The sequence below is a fragment of the Gelidibacter pelagius genome (assembly GCF_017581925.1).
GTDB classification, from domain to species: Bacteria; Bacteroidota; Bacteroidia; order Flavobacteriales; family Flavobacteriaceae; genus Gelidibacter; species Gelidibacter pelagius.
Genome location: NZ_JAGEVG010000003.1, coordinates 253,991 through 272,797 on the forward strand (window position 1 = coordinate 253,991; position 18,807 = coordinate 272,797).

The window sequence follows — 18,807 nt, forward strand, 5'->3', positions numbered from 1 at the left end:
CTGGTATATTTAAGATTGTCGAAATTGTTGTTTAAAAATTAGTGAGTATTCGTGTCTAAAATAAATGTTTGCTATAAAATGTTTAACCTATTATTCCGGGACTTTGGGTTGTCGAAAACAGGATGTTTAATTAACTTTACGGAAAAGCTTATAATAATAAATTAAAATGAAAACACTTCTTATAATTGATGTTCAGAACGATTTTATGCCTGGAGGTTCGCTTGCGGTTCCGGATGGTGATAAAATCGTTTCGGTGATCAATGACATTCAGCATAAATTTGATTTAGTGGTCGCGGCCCAGGATTGGCATCCGCAGGATCATGTGAGTTTTGCCTCCAATCATGCGGGGAAATCCCATTTTGATGAGATAGAAATTCACGGAAAACCACAAACGCTATGGCCAGATCATTGTGTACAGGGCACCGAGGGCGCTAAGTTCCATCAGGATCTTGACACTCAAAAATGGGAGGCGATTTTTAGAAAAGGAACGGATAAGGAAATTGACAGCTATAGTGCCTTTTATGACAATGGCCATTTGAAGTCGACGGGATTGACCGGTTATTTAAAAGAGAAAGGCGTGTCCCAACTTTTTTTATGTGGGCTTGCGGCAGATATCTGCGTTTACTTTTCTACTTACGATGCCTTTAAGGAAGGTTTTGCTTGTTTCTTTATTGAAGATGCTTCTCAGCCATTGGATCCAAAAAAATATGAAGAATTAAAAAAGGAGATGGAATATCTGGGCATACAGATGATCTCTTCTGAAGATATTTAGTTGAGAATTTATAACCAATATTAAACCTCTCAGGTTTTCAAAACCTGAGAGGTTTTTTAATGTAAATATTTAAGGGTTGGTGTTTTAAATAAATATTAACCAACTTTCCTTTTAGGCTTTCGCACTCTTATATAAGCTATGACCGATACTACAATAACAACCGCCGTTAGAATATAAATAAATTTCGGAACAGGGATAGGGTCACCCGCAGCATAACTATGTAAGCCTGTTAAATAGTAGTTCACCCCAAAAGAGGTCATAATAATGGAACCGAAAGCAAACACACTTGCGACATTCAGGGTAAAGCGACTTTTAAGTGCCGGAACCAGTCTTAAGTGTAACACGATCGCATAGATAATGATTGAAATCAATGCCCATGTTTCTTTAGGGTCCCAAGCCCAATATCGGCCCCAGGATTCGTTTGCCCAAACGCCACCTAAAAAGGTACCGATAGTCAATACAAACAAGCCTATGGTCATTGAAATCTCGTTGATATACGTAAGTTCTTTTATGCGGATATCAATTTTGTAGGCGTTGCTCTTCGTTCTAATGATCATTAAAATCAAGGCCATAAAACCTAATACCGCGGATAATGCCAGCGGCGCATAACTACTGACAATCGTGGCAACGTGAACCTTGAGCCAAAACGACGATTTTAAGACCGGCATTAAATTGGTGATCTCCGGGTTTAACCAATCGAGGTAACTTACAAATAGGAGAGACCCTGTGAATAAGGTTGCCAATGGCAATGAGAAATCAGACTTTCTAAAGGTCATCAATCCGCAGAGCATCAATACCCACGCTACAAAAACCATCATTTCATAGCCATTACTCCATGGTGGATGTTGTGCAATATACCAACGTAGCAGAATGTTTCCTGTAAATATCAAGAAACTGATCAATGAAATTAACACGAGAATATCCCAAAGAATATTTATAAATCGTTTTTGAACAAATATTTTTGAAAGCGCCAAGACCAGCATGATCAAACCAATAGTAAAAAAGGTCTGAAACAACCAAAAATTAAGATTCATTTGGTTATACCACAATTCGGCTTCAATCCGTTCTTCAGAAGGGATGATGTGTTTCCCCAATGTAGATTGATAGGTGTCTATATAAGAAAGTTTATCAGTAGCGCCTGCCAAATTATGGGCGGCGATATCGTTAAAGTAGGTTCGTGTAATATTTTGAACAAACACACCGTCTTCTGGTGGGAAGTCGTTAAAATGATGGGTGTAACTGAACCATTTATCGGATTCATCTAAACTATTCGGAAAAATATTTAAATAATTGCCAGAAAAAATATTGAATAGAATATTGAAGCGCTCATCAACTCTGATGACTTCTTTATCAAACTCGTTTTGTTCGGCAGGTTTTTTGGCATGTGCCTCTTCAGCCATTTTCGACAGGACATAATCGCCCTCTGGATTGATCAAATGATCAAAGGAGATATAGCCGTCTTCTGTGATTTTAAGGGGTTTGAAAAAATCGCCTCCTTTAATGGCTTCTATTTTGATGACAGGAATTTTCTGCCATGCTCCAGGGGAAACATGCATCGCCAAGAAGACTTGATTGGCATCCAGTTTAATTTTTTCGTCACTCGCTTTATAGGTAAACGTAGTTTTACCATAGATTTTACGTAAAAACTCTGAAGCTAAGGTATTGATAGGTTTGATTCTTCCATCGATGTCCTGGACCAAAATACGTCCGAATAAATCTGAATGTTGTTTGTCAATTTCTTGAGCTTTTACCAATTCAGTTACAGAAGGTATCGAATCCTTTTGCATCGGCGCTTGCGCAGATGTTGTCAAGGAACTAAATAGCGCAATCAGAAGAATAGTGGTGATTTGTTTCAGTTTCTTTAGTTTTTTGCTAATGATGGTAAAACGCGTACTTTTTCCGAAGAGGGTAAAAAACATTCCAATCATCAGTAAAAAATAACCAATATAGGTTGTAGCTGTGCCCAAGACGTCATGATTTACGGCCAATAACGTACCTTTTTCGTCCGTGTCATAACTGGCCTGATAAAATCTATAGCCGCCATAATCTAAAACATTGTTCATATAGATCCGAAAGGGCATTTCAGTATCACCATCCAAAACAGTGACTTCACTGGCGTAGGATGATGGACTTTCAGAACCGGGATAGCGCTCCAATTGAAAATCATTTAACTTGATAGCGAAGGGGATTTCTATGGGCATTGCGCCATAAGAAAAACTGAGGTTTATGCCATCTACATTAATTTCATGAGTGGTAGGTAAAAATCCTTTTCTGTAAAGAAGCATGACTTCTTCGGTTTTATCCCCAACGCTCACATTTAGCACAACGGCATCGTCCTTTGTTGGGTCGTTGTCCTGTGGCTTTTCTGAAGTGCTGGTCAATTTCATACTGCCTTTCGCATGATAGGAAAGTGGTACAAAAGATAAATCCCCTTGTCTGTATAAGGTTTTAAGCGACATGGGCTGAAGGGAATCTCCTTTGATGACCCCTGCTTTTTGATCGGCCATGACGAAAAAATCGAGTGGGTGAGGCGCCCAAATCTTAAATTCACCGTTTTCTTCGGTAATATTAATGATCCCTTCTTCTTGCGCTTCAAATCCTACTTTGTGCTTGTGGGGACCGATAACTTCTACCTCTCCTTTGTTTAGAAAAAGCGTTTCTCTACCGTTGCCAGAAGTGGTGACCATCTGTAATAAAGGAATTCCCTTTTCTGGATCATCTACAATTTCCGGTAGTGCATCTGCAACAAATTCTTTTAAGGAAATCGTAACAGGCGTGTCTTCTATATCTGTATTGATAGTGAAGCTATTATCATTGAGCGGGGAGAATTCTTTCTTCTTTTGAAGGTGTCTTGTTTTATTTCCGTTGGAGATATGGACTTGTAAATAGTTTTTATCTGAAATAATGGTTTTGGAACTTTCACCTTCTCTAATCCGCATGATGCCACCATACGAATCATAGCGCGTAATTCCGGCTCCAATGATTATAATGATGAAGGAGAGATGAAAAAGGAGGATGGCCCATTTGTCCTTTCGCCATAGGTTATATTTGAAAGTGTTGGCAAGAAAGCATAAGGCTAAGCCTACCATGACCAATTCAAACCAAAGGGCATCATAAACTTTGATCCAAGCAGTGTCTGTGCCGAAATCATTCTCCATAAATGTTGCGGTGGCCATGGCCACCGCAAAGATTAAAAGTAAAAGTAAGGCTAAAATGGAAGACGAAAAGAAACGATAAATTAATTTCATAGGGAATGATGTGGCTTTTCAAAGAAGCCGTTATAGAGAGTTGTTGATCCGTTTATGGATGTAATTATTTTTTGGTGCTTACTACTTTATCGGAACCCATTTTAGCTTCGCGGGCTTTTGCCTCTTCCAGCCATTTTGGTAGCGTATTCGATTTGAATTTTTCCTTGTCTTGTCTAAGTTGATCCATATCAAGTCCGATGTATTTCTGCGCTTTTGCTTTCGTTGAAATATCTGGCATTGCCACAGGCTCATTATGTCCTAAAGTGGCTAAGAGACGTACTAACATGACTCGTGCTTCTTGTGCTTCAGCAAGACCGCTACCCAATACACGTCCTATTTCCACAGGCGAATGGAAAGACCCACCATGAGACGCTGCAGTATAATCCCAACGCCATTGTGCGTGACGAATGCTCATCAAAATATCTTTCATTTGCTCTTCTGTAGCCCCAAGCTCCCAGGCTTTTCCAGCTTCAATATGTGCTTTTACCAAGACGTCTTCTAATTTGATTCTGTTTTCATTGGATTTTTGTTGTCTCTCATAGACGTTGGCAATAAGTTTTGCTGTTTCTTCTCTATGACACACTTGACATGAGTTGGCGACATTGTTTAAAGGCGATTGTAAATGGTGATCAGTAAACTTTTGTCCACCTTCACTCTTATACGGCATGTGACAATCGGCACATGATACGCCACGGTCGGCATGAACTCCTGTAAGGAAAATTTCATAATCTGGATGCTGTGCTTTAAGCATTGGTGCTTTACTGATGGCGTGTGTCCAATCAGAAAATCCAATATCATCATAATACTTTTCCATATCCTCAACCGCAAATCCGTTTTCCCAAGGGAAAGTCAGGTAATTGGTGCCTTCATGTCCTGGTTTGTTTTTGTTGAAATAATACTCTACGTGGCATTGTGCACAAACTAATGAGCGCATTTCTTGGTGGGTGGACTTGTTGATATCCTTGCCCATCGCCTGAAAAGCTTCAACCAGTGCCGGTCTTGTAATGCGCAGCTTCATATTGTTCGGGTCGTGGCAGTCCGCACATCCGATTGGGTTGACGACTTCCGACACGTTTTCTGCCCAAGTACCGGCATAGAACTCCCCAACACCATGCTCATCCATCAATCGTGGTACGTCTGGACCTTTACATGCCCAACAAGTAGCTGGCATTGGACCATCTTCTTTATTCTCAGGTGCTCCAGATCGCAAGCTATTATGAAGGTCATCTATGGCATAAAAGTGACCACGGCCTTGATTGTAATCTTTTGAAAATGCATATCCAGCCCAAAGTAAAACCATTCTCGGATCTTCCTCCAACATATCAACCATGGCAGAACCACCTTGGTACGAACGGAAGCTCGTATCGGCTGTTTGCATGTATGATTGGTACTCTCTTGGATAATTTTTACCCCATTCCTCATTTCTAGGTTCATTTTTCCCAATGACAACGCTAGGTACATATTTGTACTTCGCCTCACTTTTCCTGTTAATGATACTGGATGCAAGCAGTCCTAATAAAAAGACGACTACAATTGTGACGATGAAGAGAACTTTATTTTTCATAATAATTACGGTTTATTGTGCTTCAATTTCTTTTGCTAACCACTCCGGGATGACCATTTCATCAAGATCGGTTGGTAATGGAGCGATATTATATTTTACTGTCGATAGTCCGTGGATACGACCGTGTGGCACTTCTTGATGACAAGACCAGCAGGCTCTTTCAGTGCGGTTTTCTCTATGATTATCAAGCCAGCCATCATATTTAACTTCTGTAACTTGCTGGATATGGCATCTGATACAGTTGTTTTGGACAACTTCTTCTGAGGCTTCACGCATCGTGATGACATCTGGCTCTGCTCTGGCGGTGAAGACTGCGGAGTGATACAATCCATCTTTTGCCTTAAAGTAATAGGAGTTAAAAATATTATCCTGCGGCACGTGGCAGCCGTTACAGGACACCCATTCTCTATGAGAACTGTGCATCCAACTATTATAAACTGGCGTCATGACATGACAGTTTACGCAGGCTTGCGGATTATCTGACAGGTAAGATACCACTTCGGCTTCACGCATTAGGAAAAAACCCATACCCATAACAACGGCAATTGCAAAAACCGCAAAAGTGCGCCACGAAGAGCCTTTTTCTGGAAGTATTTTAAAATTAAACTTCATACTAATGTGAATTGTATGTTAAAAATAATCAAATGGATTGGTGGCTTAACTGATATCCATCATATTTATTTAAAAAAGTAAATATGAAAATCGTACAAGCATAAATCGTAACTGAGAAGTTAAGCGATTGATTATTTTTTGCGACGACTTTTAATTTCTTAATCTGTTAATATTCTGTATCTAAGATGGGGAATTATTTTGTTAAAGATAAATAATGAGTCTATTTTATCTTCATTTTTAGCTGATTTAGAATCGTTCTAAAAAAACAGAACAGCCTTAACTAGTTTTATTTTTTATTAAGAAATCAGCTACTTGGAAAATTTAAAATGGAGTTGCTGGTACTTTCATCGGATTTTACTTTGTACCCGCTCGTATCTTTCGCAATTTTCTATTTCCAAGTTTAAATTTGACTTTTAGCTTTTGTTTTCTTGTTTTTTTACTGTTTTTATCTTGAACAATTTGCAAAAAGAATTTAGCTCCAGCATCCTCGTAGGTCGTTTTTTCTGGCAATAACAAACCGTCATTGCTTTTGAGGTTTTTCCATGGCACCGATAACCAGATATTCATATATTCTTTCAACTTTAATCGGCCTTCGGCAAACAAGTGTATGGCCGACGACTGAATTTCTGTTTTCGGGATCATTATTTCACCATCCTTAATTTCTAAAGTTTGGACAATAGGTTGGAATCTTAGGTTTTTAAAGCGCTCTGCCTTCATCAGCGGAATAGCTTCCATGAGGGGTTTATAATTATAGAGTGCTAAGTTTTCCAGTTCAAAATGAAGAACGCCATTCATGGAATCCATGTTGAGTTTCCCTTGTTCATCCAATGATGCGGTTGCTTTTAAAGTGTAATTTAAGAGGCCCCTAATGCTGTCAGCCTGCTTTAAATCTTCATTATTGAAATAATTGACACTATTTAGAAACTCATGAAGTTCAATATCATCGACGTCAATTTCGATTGCAACTGGAGTGTTCACGGCATTTTCAATTCCTAAAGCGAGGTCTAATGATAGTGTGCCTCCAAAACTATCGAACTGCATATCTTCAATCATTAAATTATTTTCTTCAAATAGGAGTTCTGAACCAAAATTGGTGATATTGAATTTATCGTGTTTTAGGGTGTCAATTTCGATGGCTATGGCAGGGTAAAATGAGCTGTTGATCTCTACCATGGTGGTTTTCCACTTTTGGAGATCAAAAGAAGTCGTATCCGTTGGTTGGGTATTCAGGCTTGAAGATGCAATAAACTCCTTGATATGTGAGGTGTCTAGATACGGCGCATGGATGGAAAAGCTGGAACTATGCTGATTGATATCCTGTGGCCCATTGATAAATCCTGAAAAATTGTCAATTGTTCCTGAGAAATAGACCTCACTTTTCCCTGGTAATCGAATATCAAGCGTTTTGAGTGTCGCTACATCGTTGTTTATTTCAACATGCAAACTATCTACTGGAATTTGAAGCCCGGCCGCTTTGAATTCTACAGAAGTCCCCGCCATTTTTAGATCACCAAATCCCTCGGCATTCAACAACTTCAAATCTTTGGACTCTGCTTTGTAGTTCCCGATAAATTCAAAATCACCCGATTTAAATACGAAATTGGTGGTCTTCAAATAATCATTCAAGTCTTCAGATTTTCCTTTCACCTTCACCGAAAAATCAAGATCAAACGGATTGTCCTTCGACAGCTCAACATGCGTGGAATGCGCAATGATTTCACCATAAACATTGGCCACGGTCTCTTTAAAATGGACATCCAAATGGTTCAATTTAAGAATGGAATCATTTTCAAAAAAGATTTGGGAATTGATGTTTTCTGTGATCAAGTCTTTGTACTTTAATGAATCCACAGCTATCTGAATCTCTGGATTGAACCTGTTGATATCTTTAAATATGGTATGTAATGCCTTTTTGTTTTTTTGGACGTTTAACTTGTCTTCCTTCTTTAAGGAACTTATGGTTGCCAGCAATTCATCGCCGTCAATAAAAGGTGCGGTAAGGTTTAAAGACACAGAGCTGGCCCCTTCTTTATCATCCAATAAAAAAATCGGAAATTGTTTGATGCTTCCATCGAGATTTATGGAATGCACGTCATCAATCTCCACATTAAATTCCTTAAGTAGAATATTTGAATTATTAACAAAAAGGGACAAAGAATCAATAATGATGTCTATTTCAGCAGGCTCATAGTGGAGATTGGTATTGGTCAAGGTCAGATCACCTCTGGCATTATTTAGAAGCTCACTGAGTTCTTTTACATTGCCGGTAACATGTCCGTTAAACTTAAAATCACCTGAATCTATCCGGAACAGTTGAATATTGAACAAATCCTTAAATACAGAGATGGGACCACTTGAACTCGCTTCAGCATTCATAAAAACGGCATCTTTCAATTTGCTTTGTGGACCATGGACCCTAACATTACCTTTCAGATTGGTTATTGCTTCATCATATTTGAAGTTAAAGTTCTTGAGCAGGATAGTTTCTGAATTGATCAGCTCCATATTCGAGCTTAAGTCGTTTATCACCACATCATTATACCTTAAGGAGCCGACATTGATATTAAACTGCGGATGAAATTGGCTGTAAATGGCATCAAGGGTTTCATGGAGATTTCTTCTGTCGTCCACCGGCGTATTGGTCTTTGGTACGAACCGTTTCGCCATGGCAATCACATCATTGACATTTAGGTTTTTAGAGTTCAATGAGATCTGACTCGTCGTGGGAACTGTAGGCGTCTTGGATAGAATCCCAGCAATATTTTTTAGGTTTCCCTTAAATACTAAATCTTCACCATTGGGGAGGTTGATGGTCAGTTCCTTTAAAACTGAGTTTTCCCTTTCCAATGATACCGTAATAGATTGTACAGGCAATTGGAGCCCATTTTTTTTAAGGACGACCCGTGTATTGTTCAGATTGAATAGACCCGTAGCTTTGTTTAGAAATTCGAAAGGGTTTTGGATGTCTCCAGAAAAGTGTGCATCCAAAAGAAACTTTCCACCCTTAAAATCAAAATTGTCGGTTTCAATAATCGCTGCCAAGTCTTCATTAGCGCCATTTAATCGCACATTGGCGTCGATAAAATTTAAGGCTTCCGGTGTGCTTTGGAAATAGGAATTATGGATAGCAACCTCTATGGTCTCTAATTTCGCATGAATGGTATCAAAGCTTATTTTGAAATCTTTTACAGATTTTTTTTGTCTTAAACTATCAGTATTATAAAGATCATTGGTCAGGTTGCCACTAAAAGATGTCTTCTTAAAATGGAATTTGTCAGCAATGGCCACCTCGTTATTTGCTGTAGAAAATTGAGCATCTATATCAGGATTATTGCCATAGGCGAATTTGCCCACTAGTCTGAGATTAGTTGCAAGAGGATTTTGGATCTCATAACTTTTGAGTTTTTCCGAAATGTTATCCGTAAGTAAACCTTTAATCGCTTTAAAATCTGTATTGGGATTTTGCAGTTCAAACCTGTATTCCGTGATGTCCGAAAGATCAAAATCGGCACTTAATTGAAAGGTCTGGTCATCAATTGCGAGTGGGAATTCTGGAACTTCTATATGGTCATTCTCTAAATCCACAGTAAATTTATAGACGCCTTTTACTATGGCACCATTGAAGAAACTGCCTTTAGTGGTGTTGAACCCTAAATTGTTGACGGTGATATCCATATTGGAGTTTCCCTTTAACTTTAAATCATCTCCTTTAAATGTCCCTTTGATTTTATGAATGTGAAGATTGAAATATTTGTTTAAAACACTATCCTTGGTAACGTATTTGACATTGTCCAATAAGATATCCGCACCCGTAGGATTGACCCAGCCAGGCAGCTGAAAACCTTTTTGTCTTGCTTGTTGCTTGTCTTTTTTTAGTTGCTGGTGAAATGCTAAGGGTTTTTTTGAGATGACTTCTGAATGGAATTCGGCATTCTTGATAGCGATGTTTTTAAAAACAATCTGGCCCCTCAATAATTTTCCGGCACCTATGACCAACTTGGCTTCATCGATTTGAAGACTTGACACCTGATCAGAAATTGAATCTCTATTGGTGTGCGTGATGTCTTTGAGCGTAAAACTCACATTCGGGAAACCACTCAAGAAACGGGCATTTACTTTGCCAATGGTCAATGTTCCTGAGGTGTTTTCAGCATACCACGCTTGCAGCACGTCAATAACACTATCCCGATTGAGCCAACCAATGGTGAAAAGACCGATGGGCAATAGCATGATAACTATTAAACCTATAGCAATTCTTTTAAGCCATTTTTGCTTTGTAGATTTTTTGGTCTTGCCTATTGGGGTTTTCAAAGTTGAAATTTATGGAAAAGTAAGGAGAAAATTTGGGCTATTAAGCCTTGTGTATGGAATATATTTCATCAGTGATGGAACTGACTCCACTGCCGGTTCAAATATAAAAAGGTTATCTTAATTATTAAGACAACCTCTTTTTTATTTCGATCTGATTTATCGATTTGCTTATTTTGAAAAAGCATAAGTGACACCTACTTGAAACATGTTGCTTTTTATGTTTCCTGCACCGACTTCTTCTTTATTCATGTCTGAAAGATCCCCGGTATATCTTACACCTAACTTTAAGCCTGGTGCAAATGTTGATAAGTCATAACCGACGCCTACACCAAATGCAAATGTACCTGTCTTATAATATTCTTTAATATCTTCATCTGAACCACCATCAACGGATTCTTTGATTGAGAGTAGAAAATTGTATTGAGGACCAGCTTCTACATAAAGATGATTTATAATTTTATATTGCAACATGACGGGGAGTGTGATGTAGCTTGTTTTGATCTTTCCTGAGACCTCGTTAACTGCGCCCATGGAACTTCTCATTTCAACCTCAGCGTTATTTGAAGCGTTTATGTAGCTATAGCTCCACTTTGTCCCACCAGTTGAAAAGAAAAGTTCAGGTTGAATGGCGAATTTTTCGGTGACGGCATAATTACCAAATAGCCCAATATGGACTCCCAATAGTGATTCCAAGTCAGTATTATCAGAAAATTTAAGTTTTGCAATATTAAGACCTGCCTTGGCGCCATAGGTGAAATCCTGTGCATTTACGGCAAAGGACAGGCTAAATATGCATGCGAGACCTAGAAATTTGAATTTGTTTTTTGAATCATTCATAATGATATGTTTTATGTGGTTAAGTCATAGCATCGGGAACTCTTTAAAATGTCATCATGTCTTTTAAAATTAGTTTAGGTCTAAAGTTTTTTAAAACTAAAAAATGTCGTAAAACATGATACAGTCATCTATAAAGCGTGCTGAGATGCTTCCACATCTATGAGAATAATGTTTGAGTGCTGCTATTTTTTTGATATCTTCGGTATAAACATCAATGTTATGAATATCCCCAGACCAATTAACAAGCTATTTTTATTTGTGTTGATGATCTTAACTGGTTCTTTAGCTGTGGGCCAAAATGATGTGTTGCCCACATATCAAAATTATACCGAAGACGCAAGAGAGGTTGCCTATTTGCACCTTAACAAATCAACCTATGTAAAAGGCGAGGCAATCGGTTTTACTGCTTATGTTTTTGACAAGAAGGATAAAAAACCTTCCAACCTTACCACCAACCTTTATGTTTCTATCGAAGATAAAAACGATAAGACCATAGCAAAAAAGTTGATAAGGATAATGGATGGTGTGGGATCAAATACTTTTGTTGTTGATTCTACATTTACTTCTGGTTACTACACCATAAAAGCCTATACCAATTGGATGCTTAATTTTACTGAGCAAAATCACTATGTCGAATCGATTAGGATTATTGATCCGGAAAGCGAAAAATATATTGAGAAAGAAACTACAGCTAACCAATTGGATGCACAGTTTTTACCGGAAAGTGGCCACCTTCTTCATGGTGTCATGAACACGGTTGGTGTGGTAGTCAAGGATAATTTGGGTTATGGGGTACCCAATATAGAAGGCACAGTTTTTGGAAAAAATGATGAGGTGCTGACCGCCTTTAAAACCAATAAATTGGGCATCGGTAAATTTCCATTATTTGCAGAGATTAATACTGACTACAGGATCAAGCTTAACTATGGCAATAAGGATTTCAATTTCAATCTGAATCAAAGAACCGAAAAAAAGGGTGTCATTATTTCTCTCAACAGAAATAAGTCCAAGGTCTTTGTCTCTATAGTGACCAATACCGAAAGTTTAGATTTAACAAAAAATAAAGGTTACAGTTTGTTGTGGCACAATGGGGATAAAAGCACTTTAATGGATGTTAACTTTACAGACAATGCAACCGTCACGATAGGCATCGAATTGGCCAGCGCTTCTCCTGGAGTTAATATATTGACGCTTTTTAATGAAAATAATCAACCAATTGCCGAGCGTCTGTTTTTTAATTATGAGGGCATAAACATGCTTAAGTCAAATGAGATTTCGGCATCAAAAACAAAGGATTCCGTTGCTGTGGCACTTAATTTCAAAAACATAGATGCCGATGCGCTTAGCAACATTAGTATTTCGGTCTTGCCCGAGGAAACAATATCTTACAATAAGCACCATAATATTGTTTCATACCTCTACTTACAGCCCTATATAAATGGAGAAATTGAACAAGCCAAGTATTACTTTACTGACATTGATGCTAAGAAACAGTTTGAATTGGACAATCTGCTGATCACCCAAGGTTGGAGCAGTTATAACTGGAACACTCTTTTCAATGCTCCAGAACGCCTGAATTATACGTTTGAACAAGGCATCAGATATAAAGTGAATATAAACTCTCAAAACAACGAACCCACAAGCTCATATCTCATGCACGCGGTAGGTGAGACTGACCCACAAGTTTTCAATGTCAACAAAAACGATAAAAGTTTTATGATAGACAATGTTTTTCCGATGGAGAATGACCGTTTGTATTTGTCCAAGGTCAAGAGTAATGATGTGTTGGAATCTGCAAAACTTTATGTTCAATCATTTCCAAACGCTATTCCCAAACTGTCTGCTAAATCAGTCTATTTAAATCCGAAATTTGATTATAATATCAGTACGAGCCTCAACAATGCTATTCAATTTGAGAAGTTAAATGATATGCAGCAATTGGCTGAAATAACGGTTTCTACACGGGTAAGTAAAACCAAAACGCGCATTCAGAAGCTTGGGGAGCATAAATATGGAAAAATTAAAATTGTAGAAGAGGCAGATAGAATGTCATTTGGTACGCTTACGGACTATTTACATTTTTTGGGATTGACTGTTGATGAAAGTGATGGCGGATTTGCATTGTTCTTGGGTTATTCAGGACTGAAAAACAATTCTACCGCCAACTACGGCGCTTCTGGTGGAACACCGAGCTCAAGTTCTTCATCTGCGGATAATATGATAAATAATGAGGTTAAAATTAGACCGATGACAGTGTTTTTAGATGATATACAGTTGGTGGATCAGTCTATGTTAAATCAATATCCGCTCAATAATGTGGATTATGTTGAAATTAATAGAACAGGAATGGGTAATGGCGCTAGGGGCGCCAGCGGGGTTGTTAAAATCTATTCTTATTATGGTTCTGATCTGCAAGACAACAGAAAAACGGGATTAGGAGTTGATCTGCCTTTGGCATTTAGTGTTGAGAAAAAATTCTACGTACCGAAATATCAATATTACACCGATGATTTTTATAAACAATATGGTACTGTTGACTGGAAACCTAAACTTATTCCGGATGCCAATGGAAATATTAAGTTCAGCATAGCAAAACCTAAAGTGCCTGTGACATTATATATAGAAGGTATTGTAAATGATGGTTCAGTTATTTATGAAGAAAAAACAATATTATTAGATTCGCATTTTTAAATCAAAACGAATCTGTAGAATTGAAAATTCGTGACATGTCTTCGATAGGAGAACGCCAGTAAAGTAGAAAAAGAGGCTATCTCAAGTGTTATGAGATAGCCTCTTTTTATTCATAATCCCAAATTTTCAGGACTGACTTCGCAAGAATTGGGTTAATCTTCCGTCAACACCCAATCTCCTTTAGATATTAAAGGTTCAGCTTGTTTGTATTTTAAAGTTTTGTTTTCACCGCTCAACACGTGTTTAATGGTCACCCGATCATTACGTCCAATTTTAGGTTTGTCGCGCACAATGGTTTCCACCACTTCTTGTCGTTGTGTGTTTCCAGCAGCTCTGCTTTGTGAAGAACGTTCATCCAAATTAGGAATTTCCTCCTTATTGGTTTCTAACTTTTCTTTGGAGCGTGTTTGACGAGCTTCCTGAATGGCATCAGTAGTTTCTGATGGCAATTCACCTTTGAATAAGAAGGAGATCACATCTTTGTTCACTTGGTCAATCATCACCTTAAACAATTCAAAAGCTTCAAACTTGTAAATCAATAATGGATCTTTTTGCTCGTGGACAGCCAATTGAACCGATTGTTTCAATTCGTCCATTTTGCGCAAATGCGTTTTCCATGCATCATCTAGGATGGCCAGAGTAATGTTCTTTTCAAAATCATTGATCAGTTGTTTCCCATTGGTTTCATAAGCTTTTTCGAGATCTGTGACCACTTGTAAGCTCTTTACGCCATCTGTAAACGGAACGACGATACGTTTGAATTTATCGCGCTGTGTTTCGTAAACATTCTTAATGACAGGGAAAGCCATATCAGCGTTCTTTTGCATTTTGTCCTTATAATGATTGAATGCCGCCTTATATATTTTACCTGCAATCTCTATATCGGTCATTTTACTGAATTCAGCCTCTGTGATAGGCGAGCTCATAGAGAAATAACGGATCAGTTCAAATTCAAAATTCTTAAAGTCGTTAGCTGCTTTATTGGTTTGGGAAATGATTTCTGAGGTATCATAGATCATATTCGCCAAATCCACACGCAAACGTTCGCCGTGCAACGCATGACGACGGCGTTTGTAAATCACTTCACGTTGGGCGTTCATGACATCATCATATTCCAATAAACGCTTACGCACACCAAAGTTGTTTTCTTCTACTTTTTTCTGTGCACGTTCAATAGATTTTGAAATCATGGAATGTTGAATCACTTCACCTTCCTTAAGGCCCATTCTATCCATCATTTTTGCAATCCGCTCACTACCAAAAAGGCGCATTAAATTATCTTCCAAAGAAGCATAAAACTGTGAGCTACCTGGATCTCCCTGACGTCCGGCACGACCACGCAGCTGTCTGTCGACACGACGTGAATCATGGCGCTCTGTACCTACAATGGCCAATCCGCCTGCCTTTTTAACTTCTTCGCTTAATTTAATATCGGTACCACGACCCGCCATATTGGTAGCAATGGTCACCTGGCCCGGTTGTCCTGCTTCAGCAACAATATCGGCTTCTTTTTTATGGAGCTTCGCGTTCAAAACGTTGTGAGGTACTTTTCGCAAGGTTAACATTTTACCTAATAACTCACTGATTTCAACACTGGTTGTTCCAATCAGAACTGGACGACCTGCTTCCGACAGCTTAGTCACTTCATCAATCACCGCATTGTACTTTTCGCGTTTGGTTTTATAAACCAAATCATCGCGATCATCACGGGCAATAGGTCTGTTGGTTGGAATTTCAATGACGTCCAATTTATAAATTTCCCAGAACTCACCAGCTTCAGTCAAAGCAGTACCTGTCATACCAGCTAGCTTACGGTACATTCTAAAGTAATTCTGTAGCGTTACCGTAGCAAAGGTTTGGGTGGCCGCTTCAATTTTTACATTCTCCTTGGCTTCAATAGCTTGGTGTAAACCGTCACTGTAGCGACGTCCATCCATGATACGACCTGTTTGCTCATCAACAATCATCACTTTATTGTCAATAACGACATATTGAATGTCTTTTTCAAATAGGGCATAGGCTTTTAATAATTGGCTCAGGGTATGGATACGCTCTGATTTAATACCAAAATCCCTGAACAGTTCTTCTTTAGCTTCTGCTTCTTCTTCTTTGGAAAGGTTTTGTGCTTCAATTTTTGAAATTTCCATTCCGATTTCTGGCATGACGAAGAAATTTGGATCGTCTTCTCCAGAAAGAAATTCCACACCTTTATCAGATAATTCGACCTGATTATTTTTTTCATCAATCACATAGTACAGTTCCGCATCAATCTTAGGCATTTCGCGGTTATTGTCCTGCATATAATGATTCTCAGTTTTTTGCAGTAATTGTTTGATGCCTTCCTCACTTAAAAACTTGATTAAGGCTTTGTTTTTAGGGATGCCCCTGTAAACACGCAATAATTTAAAACCACCTTCTTTAAGATCACCTTCAGCAATCAATTTCTTTGCTTCGGCCAAAACACCTGTTAGATAATGACGTTGCGCAGCGGCAATGGCATCAACTTTAGGTTTTAATTCGTTAAATTCATGACGCTCTCCTTGCGGAATTGGTCCGGAAATAATTAACGGGGTACGAGCGTCATCCACTAAAACGGAATCCACCTCATCCACAATGGCGTAGTGGTGTGGGCGTTGTACTAAATCGTCAGGCGAATGTGCCATATTATCACGCAGATAATCGAAACCAAATTCGTTGTTGGTTCCGTAAGTGATGTCGGCATTATATGCTTTTTTACGCGCTGCTGAATTGGGCTGATGGTAGTCAATACAATCTACGCTCATACCATGAAATTCGAACAGAGGCGCCATCCACGCACTATCACGTTTTGCTAAATAATCGTTGACCGTAACTAAGTGCACGCCGTTTCCGGTAAGTGCATTTAAGTACATAGGAAGTGATGCCACAAGGGTTTTACCTTCACCAGTTTGCATCTCTGCAATTTTACCCTGATGAAGTGCTACACCGCCGATAAGTTGGACGTCGTAGTGGATCATATCCCAAGTAATTGGTTTACCGGCAGCATCCCATGAGTTTGCCCATATAGCTTTATCATCGTCTAGGGTGACGTAGTCTTTGCTTCCCGAAATTTCGCGGTCAAAAGTACTTGCCGTTACGGTTATGGAAGTATTGTGTACAAAGCGTTTTGCGGTTTCTTTAATCACACCAAAGGCTTCTGGCAGAATAGTGTTCAATACCTCTTCTGTAGCCTTGTAAATGTCGTCTTTGATGCGGTCTATCTCAAGGTAGATGTCTTCACGTTCATCAATGTCTTCTGTTGCTTCAGCCTCTTTTTGAAGTTTTTCAATAGTATCATTAAAAGGCTGGCGCGCTTCAGCGATCTTAGATTTAAAAAAGTCTGTTTTTGCTCTTAATTCGTCGTGTGACAAAGCTTCCAGAGCTTTTTCGTAGGTTTTGATCTGATCTACAATAGGAATGATGGCTTTGACATCCTGTTTGGATTTGTCGCCAACAAAGACCTTCAATACTGAATCTAAAAAACTCATATGATGTTTTTATTTAAGCTACACGTCGACATGCTCCGTGTGCATTTATGATAATATATGTTATTTGTACGATGTTTTGCCTGTAAGGCTCACAAAGATACGGTTTGTGCTAAGTTTATTAAAAAATAACGCACAAAAAAAGTCTCTTAATGAGACTTTTTAACTATTCTTTTTGATTTATTTCCCACTAGTGGGCTTTTATACTCTGATGCTTATCGCAATCGGAAGGACAATTTATCATTCATGTCTCACGGACTTGCCTGCCAGTGTCGGTCGGACAGGTCTCGTGGTTCTTGATTTAATATTCGTCCTCGTTCCAGAGGTAGTCCTCATCGGTTGGATAATCTGACCATATTTCTTCAATTGAATCATAAGAGTCTCCTTCATCTTCAATTGCTTGTAAATTCTCTACCACTTCTAAAGGCGCACCAGTACGGATCGCATAATCAATTAATTCGTCTTTGGTTGCAGGCCAAGGCGCATCACTTAAATAAGATGCTAGTTCTAATGTCCAATACATTTGTTATTCGTTTTAAATTTTTGCAAAAATATATTTTTTGTTGATATAATCAAGTAATAAATGAATTATTTAATCACTATTTAAAAGAGCGTATAATTCTTACAGGATTTCTCGATATTAATATATAATCAAAAAAAATGTAATGGCCTAATTTCATTAAGATTCTTTTTGTGGAATCCATTGAATTTCTTCGGCCTTCAAGTCATGGGACAACTTTCGTGCCAACACAAATAGGTAGTCAGATAGACGGTTTAAATAGGTCAAGGCTTCGGGTTGAAAAGGCTCTAAGTCATTAAGTGCCGATGCCAGACGTTCCGCTCTACGGCATACGCAGCGGGCAATATGACAGAATGACACGGTTTGGTGACCGCCAGGTAAAACGAAGTGTGTCATTTCGGGTAAGGAGGCATTCATAAGGTCTATTTCATTTTCCAAACGTTCGATGTCCTGCGATGAAATTTTGGGAATGTTCAATCGGGCTTTACCACTTTTAAGCGTTGCCTTTTTAGGATCCGTAGCCAAGGTAGAGCCAATGGTAAACAATCGGTCCTGAATGATCATTAAGATTTCTTTGGAATGTTGGTCGATTTTTTGGTCTCTGATCAAGCCAATATGGGAGTTTAGTTCATCAACCGTACCGTAACTGTCAATGCGGATGTGGTGTTTTGGAACTCTTGTGCCGCCAAATAGCGCGGTGGTGCCTTTATCACCTGTTTTTGTATAGATTTTCATTTTAAAAGAGTTTG

The 18,807-nt window shown here is 38.6% G+C and carries 10 protein-coding genes; 2 read left to right on the forward strand and 8 right to left on the reverse strand.

The window, feature by feature from the left end:
• Nucleotides 1-166: 166 nt before the first annotated feature.
• Complete coding sequence (gene pncA, locus J4051_RS04205) at nucleotides 167-772, forward strand: bifunctional nicotinamidase/pyrazinamidase (protein ID WP_208232605.1); 606 nt, start codon at nucleotides 167-169, stop codon at nucleotides 770-772.
• A gap of 95 nt (nucleotides 773-867) precedes the next feature.
• Here the strand turns inward: pncA and ccsA are convergent, their stop codons facing one another.
• From ccsA to J4051_RS04230, 5 genes are all read right to left on the reverse strand, one after another.
• Entirely contained in the window at nucleotides 868-4,020 is a 3,153-nt protein-coding gene (gene ccsA, locus J4051_RS04210) for a cytochrome c biogenesis protein (RefSeq protein WP_236027209.1), read from the reverse strand.
• A gap of 64 nt (nucleotides 4,021-4,084) precedes the next feature.
• Nucleotides 4,085-5,584 (reverse strand): ammonia-forming cytochrome c nitrite reductase, encoded by a 1,500-nt coding sequence (nrfA, locus tag J4051_RS04215; RefSeq protein WP_208232606.1) that lies wholly within the window; start codon nucleotides 5,582-5,584, stop codon nucleotides 4,085-4,087.
• A gap of 12 nt (nucleotides 5,585-5,596) precedes the next feature.
• Nucleotides 5,597-6,196 (reverse strand): cytochrome c nitrite reductase small subunit, encoded by a 600-nt coding sequence (gene nrfH, locus J4051_RS04220; RefSeq protein ID WP_208232607.1) that lies wholly within the window; start codon nucleotides 6,194-6,196, stop codon nucleotides 5,597-5,599.
• A 354-nt stretch (nucleotides 6,197-6,550) separates the two neighbouring features.
• The gene (locus tag J4051_RS04225; protein WP_208232608.1) at nucleotides 6,551-10,507 is read right to left on the reverse strand and encodes an AsmA family protein; all 3,957 of its coding nucleotides are present in this window, start codon (nucleotides 10,505-10,507) and stop codon (nucleotides 6,551-6,553) included.
• Nucleotides 10,508-10,675: 168 nt separating this feature from the next.
• Entirely contained in the window at nucleotides 10,676-11,344 is a 669-nt protein-coding gene (locus tag J4051_RS04230; RefSeq protein WP_208232609.1) for a porin family protein, read from the reverse strand.
• Nucleotides 11,345-11,563: 219 nt separating this feature from the next.
• Here J4051_RS04230 and J4051_RS04235 point away from each other — a divergent pair, with 219 nt between their 5' ends.
• Complete coding sequence (locus J4051_RS04235) at nucleotides 11,564-14,035, forward strand: hypothetical protein (protein WP_208232610.1); 2,472 nt, start codon at nucleotides 11,564-11,566, stop codon at nucleotides 14,033-14,035.
• A 152-nt stretch (nucleotides 14,036-14,187) separates the two neighbouring features.
• Here the strand turns inward: J4051_RS04235 and secA are convergent, their stop codons facing one another.
• The 3 genes from secA to J4051_RS04250 form a co-directional block, all read right to left on the reverse strand.
• On the reverse strand, nucleotides 14,188-17,541 hold the full coding sequence (gene secA / locus J4051_RS04240) for a preprotein translocase subunit SecA (RefSeq protein ID WP_208232611.1): 3,354 nt from the start codon (nucleotides 17,539-17,541) through the stop codon (nucleotides 14,188-14,190).
• Nucleotides 17,542-17,839: 298 nt separating this feature from the next.
• On the reverse strand, nucleotides 17,840-18,061 hold the full coding sequence (locus J4051_RS04245) for a DUF2795 domain-containing protein (protein ID WP_010177336.1): 222 nt from the start codon (nucleotides 18,059-18,061) through the stop codon (nucleotides 17,840-17,842).
• 156 nt (nucleotides 18,062-18,217) lie between these two features.
• Nucleotides 18,218-18,793 carry a cob(I)yrinic acid a,c-diamide adenosyltransferase gene (locus J4051_RS04250; protein ID WP_208232612.1) on the reverse strand — a complete coding sequence of 192 codons (576 nt, stop codon included), beginning with the start codon at nucleotides 18,791-18,793 and terminating at the stop codon, nucleotides 18,218-18,220.
• Nucleotides 18,794-18,807: the final 14 nt, after the last annotated feature.

Bases quoted from the DNA above. Each gene is read 5' to 3' on its own strand.
- pncA (WP_208232605.1), top strand. From the start codon at position 167: ATGAAAACACTTCTTATAATTGATGTTCAGAACGATTTTATGCCTGGA.
- ccsA (WP_236027209.1), bottom strand. From the start codon at position 4,020: ATGAAATTAATTTATCGTTTCTTTTCGTCTTCCATTTTAGCCTTACTT.
- nrfA (WP_208232606.1), bottom strand. From the start codon at position 5,584: ATGAAAAATAAAGTTCTCTTCATCGTCACAATTGTAGTCGTCTTTTTA.
- nrfH (WP_208232607.1), bottom strand. From the start codon at position 6,196: ATGAAGTTTAATTTTAAAATACTTCCAGAAAAAGGCTCTTCGTGGCGC.
- J4051_RS04230 (WP_208232609.1), bottom strand. From the start codon at position 11,344: ATGAATGATTCAAAAAACAAATTCAAATTTCTAGGTCTCGCATGCATA.
- J4051_RS04235 (WP_208232610.1), top strand. From the start codon at position 11,564: ATGAATATCCCCAGACCAATTAACAAGCTATTTTTATTTGTGTTGATG.
- secA (WP_208232611.1), bottom strand. From the start codon at position 17,541: ATGAGTTTTTTAGATTCAGTATTGAAGGTCTTTGTTGGCGACAAATCC.
- J4051_RS04245 (WP_010177336.1), bottom strand. From the start codon at position 18,061: ATGTATTGGACATTAGAACTAGCATCTTATTTAAGTGATGCGCCTTGG.
- J4051_RS04250 (WP_208232612.1), bottom strand. From the start codon at position 18,793: ATGAAAATCTATACAAAAACAGGTGATAAAGGCACCACCGCGCTATTT.